Source organism: Bifidobacterium felsineum, assembly GCF_002802915.1.
GTDB lineage: Bacteria > Actinomycetota > Actinomycetes > Actinomycetales > Bifidobacteriaceae > Bifidobacterium > Bifidobacterium felsineum.
The window spans coordinates 360,853-374,875 of sequence record NZ_PEBJ01000001.1 but is presented as its reverse complement, the minus strand read 5'-3'; the positions used below and the strand labels follow the sequence as shown (position 1 = coordinate 374,875).

The 14,023-nt window shown below is 58.0% G+C and carries 11 protein-coding genes; 1 reads left to right on the top strand and 10 read right to left on the bottom strand.

What is annotated here, in order from left to right; genetic code table 11:
* Positions 1-17 precede the first annotated feature (17 nt).
* From CSQ86_RS01420 to gatC, 8 genes are all read right to left on the bottom strand, one after another.
* Complete coding sequence (locus tag CSQ86_RS01420) at positions 18-407, bottom strand: chorismate mutase (protein WP_100493735.1); 390 nt, start codon at positions 405-407, stop codon at positions 18-20.
* Between the two features lie 421 nt (positions 408-828).
* Positions 829-2,919 carry a transcription termination factor Rho gene (rho, locus tag CSQ86_RS01415; protein ID WP_100493355.1) on the bottom strand — a complete coding sequence of 697 codons (2,091 nt, stop codon included), beginning with the start codon at positions 2,917-2,919 and terminating at the stop codon, positions 829-831.
* A 427-nt stretch (positions 2,920-3,346) separates the two neighbouring features.
* Entirely contained in the window at positions 3,347-4,960 is a 1,614-nt protein-coding gene (locus CSQ86_RS01410) for an NAD(P)/FAD-dependent oxidoreductase (protein WP_100493354.1), read from the bottom strand.
* Between the two features lie 115 nt (positions 4,961-5,075).
* Positions 5,076-5,390, bottom strand: a complete 315-nt coding sequence (locus tag CSQ86_RS01405) for a DUF2469 domain-containing protein (RefSeq protein ID WP_100493353.1) — start codon at positions 5,388-5,390, stop codon at positions 5,076-5,078.
* Positions 5,391-5,397: 7 nt separating this feature from the next.
* Positions 5,398-6,477, bottom strand: a complete 1,080-nt coding sequence (locus CSQ86_RS01400) for a GNAT family N-acetyltransferase (protein ID WP_165773694.1) — start codon at positions 6,475-6,477, stop codon at positions 5,398-5,400.
* 435 nt (positions 6,478-6,912) lie between these two features.
* Entirely contained in the window at positions 6,913-8,412 is a 1,500-nt protein-coding gene (gatB, locus tag CSQ86_RS01395; protein ID WP_100493352.1) for an Asp-tRNA(Asn)/Glu-tRNA(Gln) amidotransferase subunit GatB, read from the bottom strand.
* A 27-nt stretch (positions 8,413-8,439) separates the two neighbouring features.
* The gene (gene gatA, locus CSQ86_RS01390; RefSeq protein ID WP_100493351.1) at positions 8,440-9,981 is read right to left on the bottom strand and encodes an Asp-tRNA(Asn)/Glu-tRNA(Gln) amidotransferase subunit GatA; all 1,542 of its coding nucleotides are present in this window, start codon (positions 9,979-9,981) and stop codon (positions 8,440-8,442) included.
* Positions 9,982-9,986: 5 nt separating this feature from the next.
* Positions 9,987-10,286, bottom strand: coding sequence for an Asp-tRNA(Asn)/Glu-tRNA(Gln) amidotransferase subunit GatC (gatC, locus tag CSQ86_RS01385; protein WP_044089358.1), 300 nt, complete (start codon positions 10,284-10,286; stop codon positions 9,987-9,989).
* Positions 10,287-11,032: 746 nt separating this feature from the next.
* Between gatC and CSQ86_RS01380 the strand changes: the two genes are divergently transcribed.
* On the top strand, positions 11,033-12,013 hold the full coding sequence (locus tag CSQ86_RS01380) for a hypothetical protein (RefSeq protein ID WP_100493350.1): 981 nt from the start codon (positions 11,033-11,035) through the stop codon (positions 12,011-12,013).
* Between the two features lie 25 nt (positions 12,014-12,038).
* On the opposite strand, the gene CSQ86_RS01375 is transcribed toward CSQ86_RS01380, so the two are convergent.
* A complete protein-coding gene (locus tag CSQ86_RS01375) occupies positions 12,039-13,028 on the bottom strand; it encodes a permease of ABC transporter system (protein WP_243387542.1) in 990 nt (329 codons plus the stop codon).
* Positions 13,018-13,977 carry an ATP-binding cassette domain-containing protein gene (locus tag CSQ86_RS01370; RefSeq protein WP_100493349.1) on the bottom strand — a complete coding sequence of 320 codons (960 nt, stop codon included), beginning with the start codon at positions 13,975-13,977 and terminating at the stop codon, positions 13,018-13,020. Before CSQ86_RS01370 ends, CSQ86_RS01375 begins: the two co-directional genes overlap by 11 nt.
* Positions 13,978-14,023: the final 46 nt, after the last annotated feature.

Here is a 14,023-nt window from a genome sequence, read left to right as displayed (position 1 = left end):
CCGCATTTACCGATAATCTAGGCGAACACGTCGAGTACGCCCGGATCACCACCGGCCTCGGCGATGCGCTGGTGACGCTTTTTGGCCTCGGTCACCACAAATTCGCGGTATTTCTCGGCGATTTCCGGGTCCAAACCGGCATCGATCGCGATGCGGTGAAGACGTTCAATTTGATAATCCTCGCGCTTCATATCTTCGGGAGCGAATCCGGCATTGGCTTTGAGCACACCGACCTGTGACGTGGTCTTGAACCGCTCGGCAAGCAGGGAGATAACCGCGGAATCGATATTGTCGATGGATTGACGAAGCGCCTTGATACGCGCCACCGCCTGCGCGGTTTCCGGGTGGGCCGCCGCTTGGGCGGAATCGATGGTCGTCCTCTGCCAGTCACTGCTCGTTTCGCTCATAATCATGAGGATACTCCCCCGAAGCGCCATTCTCCATGGTCAATCGATGTCGAATCGAAGCTATCTGCCTTGCAAGGGGTACATTGAGCACATTGAAAACATCTATCTGCTTTGCAAGGGGTACTCTGTAGGACTTACTACGAGTATTCATCGCCCACGCGTATCGCCATTTCGCCAATTTATAGGCCTTGATACTCGGGCAGGTACCCCTTGCAAAGCGAATAGGCCCCCGCAAACGCGCAAATATACCCCTCGCAAAGCAGATAGCCCTCCGGCTTATCGCGGAACATCTTTCCTGTACCTTGTACCTGCATTGCCACCGGGACCGTTTCATTCCACGTTACGCAAAAGGGTGAATACCGAAGTACCGGTATTCACCCCTCAGATATCAGATTGAATCTTTTAACGACGTGTAGCTCAATCAGTTGCCGTTTACGGCGTTGCCGTTGTTGGCCTGCTGCACGATGGCGGCGAGGAAGTCGCGGTTGGTGGCCGTCTTCTTCAGGCGAGGCACCAACGTCTGGTAGGCCTGCTCGGGCTCCATACCGCCGAGCAGTCGACGCAGACGGTAGATGATCGGCAGCTCCTTGGGCTCGGTGATAAGCTCCTCACGGCGGGTGCCGGAGGCGTTGATGTCGATGGCCGGGAACAGGCGCTTGTCCGCCAGCTCGCGGGAAAGACGCAGTTCCATGTTGCCGGTGCCCTTGAACTCTTCGAAGATCACTTCGTCCATCTTGGAGCCGGTTTCCACCAGCGCGGAAGAGATGATGGTAAGGCTGCCGCCGTTTTCGATGTTGCGGGCTGCGCCGAAGAACTTCTTCGGCGGGTACAGCGCCTGGGCATCCACACCACCGGAAAGGATTCGACCGGAAGCCGGAGCCGCGATGTTGTAGGCACGAGCCAGTCGGGTCATGGAATCGAGCAGCACGACCACGTCCTGGCCAAGCTCCACAAGGCGCTTGGCACGCTCGATGGCGAGCTCGGCGACCGTGGTGTGGTCGGAAGCCGGGCGGTCGAAGGTGGAGGAGATGACTTCGCCCTGGACCGTGCGCTCCATGTCGGTGACCTCTTCCGGTCGCTCGTCCACGAGCACCACCATCAGATGCACTTCGGGATTATTGGTGGTGATTGCGTTGGCGATGTTCTGCAACGTGATGGTCTTGCCGGCCTTCGGCGGGGAAACGATCAAACCACGCTGGCCCTTGCCGATCGGAGCCACGATATCCATGATGCGGCCGGTGAGCTTGTTCGGCGTGGTCTCTTGCCTCAAGCGCTCCTGTGGGTAGAGCGGGGTGAGCTTGGAGAACTGCGGGCGATTCATGGCCTCTTCCACGCTCTGGCCATTGATGGAATCGATGGACTGCAGCGGCACAAACTTCTGGCGCTGGTTGCGACGGTCGCCTTCGCGCGGGGCGCGAATGGAACCGTGCACGGCATCGCCCTTACGCAGGCCGTACTTCTTGACCTGGCCCATGGAAACGTAGACGTCGTTCGGGCCGGGCAGGTAACCGGAGGTGCGCACGAAGGCGTAGGAGTCGAGCACGTCGATGATGCCGGCCACCGGGACCAGATCTTCCTGCGGCTCTTCGCGGCGATTATCGCGAGCATCATCTTCTACATTGTTGTCGCGATCGCGGCCGCGCATACGGCGGCTGCGTCGATCGTTGCGATCCTGCCGTTCGCCACGGTCGGCTCGATCAGCGCGATCATTGCCGCGATCGGCACGTTCGCCACGGTTGCGGCTGCGACGGGTGAATTCACCACGCTCCTCGTCCTGCTCGTCTTCGTCGAGCGGTTCGTCGTTCTTCTGTGTGGGCAGCGTGGCCAAGATATCGTCGAGGTCACGCACGTTCTCTTCATCATGCTCAGCATGGCGACGACGACGCGGCTGGCTGTCTTCGTCATCGCGCATGCGGCGAATCAGCGGCGCTTCCTCGTCATCACGGCGGTGACGGCGCTCGTTCTGGGCAGGAGTTGCACCGTCGAGATCGAGGCTGGCCAGCAGATCATCGGCCGCAGGGGCAGATGCCGTTCCCGTATGCTTGCGCGGCTTACGACGAGTGAATTCGCCCTCATCATCATTACGCTTGCGACGGGAGTGAGTTTCAATGTTGGCATCAACGTCATTCTCATTCTTCTTGCGGCGGGAATGACGTTCAGTCTTACGTTCGGATTCAGCAGCGACCGGTTCGGGGAAGTCAATCTTCGGTTCGGAAGTCGGCTGTTCCGCAGCAGGTTGCGCATCATTGACATGCGCATCAGTTGCAGGCTGTTCCACCGGCTTTTGCGCATCGGTAGCAGGCACTGATTCAGTTCCGGTCTTGGCAACTTTGGTGGTCTTAGGAACACGCACAGTGACACCTGCAGGAGCTTCGCCACCGTTGCGCGCGGCCTGCAAAGTGGCAAGGAGTTCAGGCTTACGCATGGTTGAAGTGCCACGCAATCCCATCTGCTTGGCGAGTTCCTTGAGCTCAGGAAGCTTCATATCTTCTAGATTCTGGCTATTTGCCACTGGTTGCCCTTTCCATACCGAACAGGCACATGCCTACTTACGGAGTTAAGAGTGATTTGCGGGTTCACCCGCTCATGAATGCTCGCTGCGTCTTAAGCGCCCTTGCGAACTTCGAATACTTTACAACGCATCACCGACCAACGCAAAACCCTACGAAAAACGGCCTACCGCGTAATGCGATAGGCCGTTTGATGTCATACGGAGCCAGCTTCAGCCAGCATATTTACTATGCAGCAAGCTGCGCTTCTCTCCCCTCAGTCAGCTGCCGCTGCCAGCTCCCTCATCAGAGGGAGCCCGGAAAAGAGGCATACGCTCCACTGATTACTTTGCGTAGCAAAATAAATAATGTGTGTGGCCTCTAGGCGTACCGAGGGAAGGCGTCCGAAGGTACGTCGACCGAGGGACAACGACGAGGACACTCCATCATTTACTTTGCTTCGTGGTAGGACTTTTCGGTGTTGACAGACCAAACATTCTTCTTGGAGGTCTTGCCGGTCTTGATGTTGCTCACGGCTTCCATGGCGGTGGCCATGGAGTGGTCCATGTTGTTATAGCGGTGCTGACCATTACGGCCGACGCAGTAGAGGTTGCCGAAACCATCGAGGTATTCGATGAGTTCATCCATGTGCTCGTAGGTGTCGAAGTAGGCGGGGTATGCCTTCTTGACGCGTTCGCGATGGGAGTCGAGAACCTCTTCCGGGCCGTTGATCACGCGCATACGGGTGAGCTCGGAGATGGCGAACTTGGTCACGTCCTCTTCGGACATGTTCCAGAAGGAGTCACCCTCCTCGCAGAAGTATTCAAGACCGATCCAGACGGTGTTGTCGACATCCTTGACCAGGTAGGGGCTCCAGTTGTTGAAGATCTGGAGACGGCCGACCTTGTAGCCCGGATCCTGCACGTAGATCCAGCAGTCCGGAACGATCGGCGGGTTGCCGAGGGTGGGGATGTCGGTGGTGTTCTTGAGCTTCAGGTGCTTGACCAGCAGGCCCACGGTCACGAAGTCACGGTATGGCAGACCCTTGGCCACGGCAGTCATGTCATCCGGGGCGGCCTTGGAACCGGTGGCCTCGGGATCGGCACCGGCGGCGTCGATGGCGTTGACCAGGTCCTTGACCGGCATGGAGGAGATGAACTGGTCACCGGCGAGCTCGGTACGGTTGCCTTCGGAATCCTCATAAACCACGGAGGAGATGGCACCATTGGTCTGGCGCACTTCGACCACCTTGGCGTCGGTCAAGACCTTGACACCGGCAGCCTCACAGTTGGATTCCACGGTCTCCCACAGCTGGCCCGGACCATACTTCGGGTACCAGAATTCCTCGATCAGAGAGGTTTCGACTTCGGCGTTGGAGCGCTTCTTCGGCAGCAGCTTCTGGAAGGCGTTCTTCAGCACGCCCATGATGCTCAGGCCCTTGACGCGCTGAGCACCCCAGTCGGCGGAAATCTGGGAGGGGTGACGGCCCCACAGCTTCTCGGTGTATCCTTCGAAGAACATCGAGTACAGTTTGCGGCCGAAACGGTTGATGTAGAAGTTCTCCAAGTTGTCTTCAGGCAGCTTGTGGAACATGGACTTCAGGTAGCTGAAGCCGGCCACCAAGGTGAGCTTGAAGCCCATGGCCTTAAAGGTGTTGAGGCTCAGCGAAATCGGGTAATCGAAGAAGCGACGATTCCAGTAGATGCGGGAGACGCGGTGACGCTTGAGCATCACCTTGTCTTCGACCTCGGGATCCGGGCCGCCCGGCTCCATGTCATGTTCACGGCCGAGCTTCTTATCATCGTAGGAAGGAGCACCCTGCAGCGGCAGAACGGTCTTCCACCACTCCATGATGCGGTCGTCCTTGGAGAAGAAACGGTGTCCGCCGATATCCATGCGGTTGCCGTTGTGTTTCACAGTGCGCGAGATACCGCCAAATTCGCGGGTTTCCTCGAGCACGGTTACGTCGTACTTATCGGAGCCGCCATCCTTGACGAGCTCCCATGCGGCGGTCAAACCAGCGGGACCACCGCCGATAATCACCACGGATTGCTTTTCGCTCACTTGCATCTCCTTACAACAAAATCAGCGATAGCTTACCCTAAGCCTTGGAAACGCACGCTTTAATTGTGCATTTCGTCACGATTTCTCTTCGGCAATCGGCTGAACTCTAGACTGCCTATTGAATGTCGTCGGGGATGTCGATGTCTGTTTTCTGCACTTCTTCGACGTTGACATCCTTGAAGGTCACGATGCGCACGGACTTGACGAATCGGCTGGAGCGATACACATCCCATACCCACGCGTCAGTCAGCTGCACATCGAAATATACGTCCTGTCCAGCAGAGCGGACGTTGAAATCAACTTTGTTCGCCAAGTAGAAACGACGTTCTGTTTCCACAACATAGGTGAACAGCTTGATAACGTCGCGATATTCCTTATACAGGGCGAGCTCGGCATCAGTTTCGTAATTGTCGAGATCCTCGGCGCTCATGCTAAGTTCACTTCTCGCTTTCCGTGTCACGCTTACGGCCGCGGCCCAACGTACGCCACCAAGCATCCTTGGAGGTCTTACGCTCGCTCTGCCCATACGGCCAATTGCTTTCCTCTTCCGCACTCAGGCGGGACTTTTCATGCTTCTTGTGGTTTTCCTCAACCGACTGCGATTCCGCCGAATGCACGGCATGCACATCGGTCACCGGCTTGGCGTTGGAAGCCGCATCGGCCGCAGAGGACCATTTGGATTCCTTCTTCACGCCCGCATCGCCGCCCTCGGTATTCTGTCGCAATGCCACTGAATGCTCGCGCGCGGCGAGTGCTTCCTGGACGCCGGGGTTGTTTTCAATCAAATGCATACCGAACGCGTCAAGCGAACGAATCGGATCGTACTCGTCCACCAACGTATCCATCACAATCAAATCCTGGTACTTGCTGTTTTCCGCATCCCACAGGGCATCGCGGGAAGTACCGGAAGGCACGAAGCCAAGCGACTGGTACACGGAAATCGAACGCGTGTTCTTCTCAGGAACTGCCACCCAAATACGATGCATGCCAAGGCCTGCCGGTTCGGATGCGAAACCGTACGTCATGACGCGCGGCATGGCATCACGCGAATAGCCACGGCCGCGATAATCCCGGCCGAGCACGATCTGGATACGGGCCGAACGAGACCATCCATCAATATCAATGAGGAAAATCATGCCGATTACATTGTCGGTGGCGGAAGCATCGGTTTTGCCATCATCATCGTGATCGGCATCAGTGACCACCGCCCATGCAATCGTGCGGCGGGACTCCGGATCGCCCACACCGGATTCGCCCGGCGCCAGTCCGGCTTCCCAGGCTTGAGAACGACGTACCCACGTTTGAATCATTGAACGTTCGGTGGCTGCGTCCTTGCCAGTGATTTTCGATGCACCATAAAAGGCGTCGAGCTTGTCCAGGCAAGGAAGATCCTCCACAGTGGCGGGGCGCAGATGCACCATCTCGCCTTGAATCGGCGGAATGACGATGCTCTGAGGCAAGTCACGCTTGACCTGCGCGTCCGCTGGCATGCTCAACGTCTCGTTGGTCTCGGTCATTTGATGTTCGTCCCCTATTTCGGCTCACAATGGCTCATGGCTCATGATTCGCTCACGATCAGTGCCGAACATATCTTACTCTGCTGGGTGAACGCTGGAAAGAGGCTGTGGAGGACGCACTCTTATCTCCGTCGCTCCCCTCTCCGCGCAGTTACTGCCTTTGTATCGCCCAGAACAAGCAGTAACTGCGCGCTGCGGCCACTCTCCTGCGCAGTTACTGCCTCTTTGCGCAACAAAATAGGCCGTAAATGCGCGGGAATATTGTTCTTTTCGCGCAGTTACGGCCTATTTACTCGGGCTGTCTGCTTAACGGCTCGCCTCCGGCCCCTGCAAGAACGGACCGGCCTACGGCCGGACTCAAACCGACCTTCGCTCGGCTACCGCCTCACTCAGGCTGACGTTACAGACAGCCCACCGGGCTGTCTGCTTAACGCGTCAGCCCTTGATCTTGCCCATGACCACCTTGGTGACGGCCTTGGCATCGGCCTGGCCGCGGGTGGCCTTCATCACGGCACCGATGATCACACCCATCGGCTTCATGTTGCCGCTCTTGAGCTTCTCGACCACATCGGGGTTGGCCTCGAATGCGGCGTCGACAGCGGCTTCGATAGCGCCGTTGTCCTCGACGATCTTGTAGCCGTGCTTCTTGACGACCTCATCCGGGGTGCCTTCGCCCTTCAGCACGCCTTCGACGGTCTGCTTAGCGAGCTTGTCGTTGAGCTTGCCGTCGGCGATGAGCTTCTCGACTTCAGCCACATCGGCCGGGGTGATCGGCAGCTCTTCGAGGGAGACGCCCTGAGCGTTGGCGGCGCGGGACAGCTCGCCCAGCCACCACTTGCGAGCACCGGCGGCCTTGGCACCGGCCTTGACAGTGTCCTCAATCAGGTCGAGGGCGTCGGCGTTGAGGATGTCGCGCATCTGCAGATCGCTCAATCCCCACTCAGCCTTGAGACGGTTGCGACGTTCGCGCGGCATCTCCGGCATCTGGGCCTTGATCTCTTCGATGTGCTCCTTGGTGATGTGCAGCATCACCAGATCCGGATCCGGGAAGTAACGGTAATCGTCCGCGTCGGACTTCACACGACCGCCTGCAGTGGTCTGCGTAGACTCATCCCAGTGGCGGGTCTCCTGCAGGATCTCCTTGCCTTCGTCCAGACGAGCGGCCTGACGGCGAATCTCGTACTGGATGGTCTTCTCGATGCCGCGGAAGGAGTTCACGTTCTTGGTTTCGGAACGAGTGCCGTACGGGGCATCGGCGGACGGGCGCAGGGAAACGTTCACGTCGGCACGCATGTTGCCCTGCTCCATACGAGCGTGGCTGATGTTCAGTGCACGCACGATGTCGCGAATGGCACGCATGTAGGCGCCTGCGATTTCCGGAGCGCGGTCGCCAGCGCCCTCGATCGGCTTGGTCACGATCTCGATCAGCGGTACGCCGGCACGGTTGTAGTCCACGAGGGAGTGATCGGCGCCTTCGATACGGCCGTCGGCACCACCGACGTGGGTGTTCTTGCCGGCGTCATCCTCGATGTGAGCACGCTCGATCGGCACACGGAACACAGTGCCGTCTTCCAGCTCAACGTCCAGGTAGCCGTTGCCGTTGGTCGGCTTGTCGTACTGGGAGATCTGGTAATCGCGTGGCATATCCGGGTAGAAGTAGTTCTTGCGGGCGAACTGGCTCCACTCGTTGATTTCGCAGTGCAGAGCGAGGCCCAGCTTGATGGCATAATCAACGGCGGCCTTGTTGACCACAGGCAGGCTGCCCGGCAGGCCCAAGGAGACCGGGGTCAGCTGGGTGTTCGGTTCACCGCCGAACTCGATGTGAGCCGGGCAGAACAGCTTGGTGTTCGTGCTCAACTCAACGTGGGTTTCCAGGCCGAAGACCACATCGTATTTCTTGGTGGCATCGGCGTACTTCATCAGTTTTTCAGCCATGATGTTGCTTATCTTTCCTTCCGATGCTTACTTGGCGAGGCCGTCAAGCCACGGGGTCTTGAGGCTGTTCCAAATCGGGCCGCCCCAGCTTTCCTCAAGTGCTGCCTCGAGTGCGGCAGCCGGCTTGTACATGACTTCGTCGCGCTGTTGCGGGGCGATGAACTGGAAGCCGACCGGCAGACCGTCATCGGAGAGACCGGTCGGGATGGACATGGCCGGCACACCGGCGAGGTTGGCCGGAATGGTGGCGATATCGTTCATGTACATGGCCAGCGGATCGTCCATCTTCTCACCGAACTTGAAGGCGGTGGACGGGGAGGTCGGGGAAACCAGCACGTCGGCCTGTTCGAAGGCCTTCTTGAAGTCCTGGATGATGAGGGTGCGGACCTTCTGAGCGGAGCCGTACCAAGCATCGTAGTAGCCAGCGGACAGTGCGTAGGTACCGAGGATGATACGACGCTTGACCTCGTCGCCGAAGCCAGCCTCACGGGTGTAGGCCATCATGTTGGCGGCGGTCTGTGGCACGCCGGCCGGCGGCATGACGCGCAGGCCGTAGCGCATGCCATCGTAGCGAGCCAGGTTGGAGCTCACCTCGGACGGCATGATGATGTAGTAAGCGCCCAGGGAGTAGCCGATGTGCGGCACGGAGACCTCGACAACCTCGGCTCCCATTTCCTTGAGCTTGTCGACCGCCTCGTTGAAGCGGGCCTCGACGCCGGGCTGGAAGCCGTCGCCGCCGAGTTCCTTGATGAGGCCGACCTTCAGGCCCTTCAAGTCGCGCTTGGCGCCTTCGCGCGCGGCGGCGACCATCGGGCGCGGGCCTTCAGGAATGGAGGTCGAATCACGGCGATCATGGCCGCCGATGACTTCCTGCAGCAGAGCGGAATCGAGCACGGTACGGGAGACCGGACCAATCTGGTCGAGCGAAGAGGCCATGGCGATAGCGCCGAAACGGGAAACGCCACCGTAAGTGGGCTTGACGCCGACGGTGCCGGTCAGAGCACCCGGCTGGCGGATGGAGCCGCCGGTATCGGTACCGAGGGCCAGAGGAGCCTCGAATGCGGCGACTGCGGAGGCAGAACCACCACCGGAACCGCCGGGCACGCGCTCGGTATCCCACGGGTTGTGGGTGGTCTGGTAGGCGGAGTGCTCGGTGGAGGAGCCCTGTGCGAACTCATCCAGATTGGTCTTGCCGAGCAGCGGCATGCCAGCGGCCTTGAGCTTTTCGATGACGGTTGCGTCGTACGGCGGCACCCAGCCTTCGAGAATCTTGGAGGCTGCGGTGGTTTCGATGCCCTTGGTGACGATCATGTCCTTGATGGCAATCGGTACGCCGGCCAGCTCAGGCAGGGCGGCCTTGTCTTCGGCGGACTTCTTGTCGAAGGCGTCGGCCTGCTCGAGCGCCACATCGCCGGAGACCTTCAGAAAAGCCTTGATGGACGGTTCGGCGGCTTCGATGACCTTCAGGTGGGCTTCGACCAGCTCACGGGAGGTGACGTCGCCCTTCTTGATGGCAGCGGCCTGCTCGGCGGCGGACAGCTTAACGAGAGTTGCGGTTTCGTTGCTCATCGGGTTCACTCCTCGCTTCCCAGGATTCGCGGTGCCACGAACATACCGGCCTCGGTCTTCGGGCCGCCGGCGAGCGCTTCTTCCTGCGTGAGCGGGGTTTCGGCGACATCCGGACGCAGGTAGGCCTCGAGCGGAACCGGGTTGGCAGTGGGCTCGACGTCGTCGGAAGCGACTTCCTGAACCTTGTTGATGGAGTCTGCGATGACGTTCAGTTCGCCCTGCAGACGGGTGATTTCCTCATCGGTGAGCGCGATTCGGGCAAGATCGCCCAAATGCACGATTTCTTCGCGTGAAAATGTTGGCATGCGCCTTACTATACGAGCGGTTTGTGACACGCGGTTATCGAGAAGCCTCATTTTTCCCGCCTGTTGGAGCCTTTGGGCAATCCGCAGCCTATTCCAATCACTCATTCACTCCATCAGCTGCCCTTAGGCGGGGCAAAACCTCGGGCCAGCCAACAACCCACTCCACTGGCAATCCCTCAACGAGGCAAAACCTCGGGCCAGCTTACGGAATGAATCACTAATCACCTCTCAGCGTGGCAAGTCCGCGGCCAAGCCGAGGAATCACCCCATTCACCACCGACTATCGGAGCATACCTTTGAGTCAGCCGAGGAAACGCCCCATTTACCACCTCCCAACGGACCAAAACCTCGATCACGCCAAGGATTCACCCCGCTCAGGAGCTCTTAATAAAGCAAACTATCGTAATTACCGAGGAAACGCTCCGCACGCGCCCCACCAGTGAATCAAAATCTCGAAGCAACCGAAGAAACGCCCCGCTCGCAGCTTCTCAGCGAGGAAATATCTTGACCGAATCGATGAACGGCCCCAGTCGCCCCCCCCTCGAACAAGTGAGCGACAAATATCAGGCACCTCGTGTCAGTTATCCACATTCCCAAATATTGCCAACAAATCCAAGATTCTTGGAATCGTTCACAATCGTCCAAAATCCGCCATAATCATCAAGACTCAAATTGAAGGCAGAAGCTAGAACCACATTGCTGCAGATAGGTGGACACCCTATCCATCACTGGCATACCGTCGAATCATGAAGCATCACAAAGAAGTGGACGCCATGATTGCCCGAGCCGAAGCGGAGCGCAGATGCGCTTTCGGAATAACCAAAGCACATCGCTCAGCGTTGGCACGCCGAGCACAAGCGCTTGAGCTCAAGCGCGTATTCCCGAATATGTATGCCGCGCCAGAATACTGGAAATCACTGCCGCCAGACGAACGCACGAGACACCTAGCCAGAACTTTGCATCTCAAACATCCACATTGGATTTTCGCTGGAATCACGGCGGCTGCTATTCATGGTCTCGAACATCAATGGCATCTCCATGACGGCTCCATCACCATCGCCGTAACATCGCAGGGGCCCAACGCTAGTAGTTCACAAGTGAAACGCATATTCGTGCCCAATTGCACACCGGAATATGCCAGCGGACTTCCTGTGACTGGAAAAGCCAGAACCGTAGTGGATTGCGGCCTGTCCACCGAATTTCGTTTCGCGCTTCCCATTATTAATTCAGCACTGCGTAAAGGAGTCGCCATCGCAGAAATCCTCAACATTTGCAGCACTATGCGTCGCGATTGCACGTCGATATTCCGTTTGTTGCATTATGCCAACCCCTCATGCGAAAACGGCGGTGAATCACTAGGGCTAGGAACAATTATTGAAGGTGGTCTCATGGTTCCAGAGTTGCAACAGGAAATCACCGATCCGCAAACCGGAACCTTATATCGCGTGGATTATCTCTGGCGACTTCCTACAGGCCGCCTTGTTGTAGGCGAATTCGACGGCTATGAAAAATACGTGAATCCGAATATGAATAACCGGAGAGGAGTTCGCGGTGCGGTTCACGCGGAGAAGGAACGGGAGACAGGACTATATCGAGCCAAAGTCGATGCCATAGTTCGATTCACTTATGAAGATGCGATGGCTCAACATCCTGTAATCAATAAACTCAGAGCAGCGGGCATACCGAATGCCAAATCAATGATGGCACCGTTGACAGTTGCACATTAAGAAAAGCACTGCACCAGTGTACACATTATTTGATATCAGCTTTTGCCGTAACAACAAGGCCGCCGACCCATGCCGCGGCGACCCAGGCGAGCAGTATAAACCCGGATTGCCACCATTCGGGAATCCAATAATTCTGCTGCGAGGTGACGGAGGAGACCGCATCACTGTTAATGCTGGCTCCAAGGAAGTTGTTCATCGCCATATCGGGTGTGAGATAAGCCAATGTGCCGAGCCAGGAGACTTGGCTGACCGCCATGGAAACGATGGCCAGTATGGACGAGAGCACCATGAGCAGCACGACCACCGCGCTGACCCCGCCCACCGTGGAACGGGTCAGACCGCCCAGTCCTACAGCCATCAGTGCAATAAGCATGATGATCACAGGGAATCCGATCACGGTTATGGGAATGATGCGCCACTGATCATCACTGAGCGCAGTGACATCATGACCTTGCACGAACAGCCACAGCACACCGGAGGCCAGCAGGATGCCCACGACTCCTGAGGCGAGCGCATACAGCGCCACGGCAATTGACTTGCTGATGTAGAACATGCCGCGTCGAGGATTGGCAGTCAGGCTGGATTGGATGGCGGATGTGGTGTATTCGCTGGTAATGGCCATGACGCCGAAAATGCCGATTACGAGCGCGGCGGTGCTGCCGGATGAGGCCAATACCGCCCAGAGGTCAACGGCGGCGAGCGGCTTGGGCTGGTCAAGGGTTTTACCGGTGGTGATATCGATGGTGGCCATGAACGTTGTGGCCCAGGCGCTCAGCGCGGCCATGCCCACCATGAGCGCAGCAGCCAGACCGAGGAGAATCCATGTGGATTTCAACGATTTGAGTTTGAGCAGTTCGGCTTTGAGCGAGCCGAGGAACGATAGTCGGATGCGACGGCTCCAACGATTGGCACGACGACTGGCTGGGCGTCGCTCTGCTGCGTGTGCTGTTTGGGCGCTCATAACAGTGGCAGTGACGGTGGCATTGACATTGGCGTTGACATTATTAGTGCTCATCGTGCCGCGCCTCCGCAGTCAACTTTGCCTGATATTCGACTTGGCTATGGGTCAATGCCATGTATGCTTCCTCCAGCGAGGCATGTTCCTCAATAAGCTCATAGGTGACGAGCCCGGCTTGGGCGAATACGCGAGCCGCCGCAATCAAATCGGCTCCGGTGATGCGGAACACTTCGCCAATGGGTGGGTCCGCCGGTGTGCGTTGATCCGACACGACTCGCACTTCTTGTGCGGAAGCGAAAATCGCTTTGAGCTTGTCAGGCTCGGGTGTGACCACGCGGATGGATCGCGTGGAATGTTCGGCCACGAACTTGCGGACTGTGGTCGTCTCCAGAATACGGCCTTGGCCGATGATCACGAGATCGTCGGCAGTGAGCGCCACTTCGCTCATGAGATGTGAGCTCAACAGTACGGCTCGTCCCTGCGAGGCGTAGTAGCGGCATAATTCGCGCACCCATTTCACGCCTTCTGGGTCCAGCCCGTTGATTGGTTCGTCCAATACCAGATTATGAGGGTCGCCCAGTAACGCCGCGGCAATGGATAGGCGCTGGCTCATACCGAGCGAGAATCGCCCCGCTTTGCCTTTGGCCACGCTGGTCAAGCCGGTCATGTCAATGACCTCGTCCACTCGACGTTTGGGAATGTTATTGGTATAGGCCAAAGCCAGCAGATGGTCACGTGCCGATCTCGACCGGTGTGCGGACTTCGCATCCAGCACCGCGCCTACTGCACGCATCGGCGCACGGAGGCTGGTGAATGATTGGCCATCAATCAATGCCTGACCACTGTCCGGGGCGATGAGGCCGAGCATCGCACGCATGGTGGTGGATTTACCCGCCCCATTGGGCCCAAGAAAACCGGTGACCTTGCCGTCTTCGGCTGTGAAGATCACGTTATTCAGCACTTGTTTGGACTTGAATCGTTTGCTGAGCCCCTCAACCTCAATCATGATTCAACTCTACGCGACGTTTCAACGCCCCGCTAGCCTTACAGCG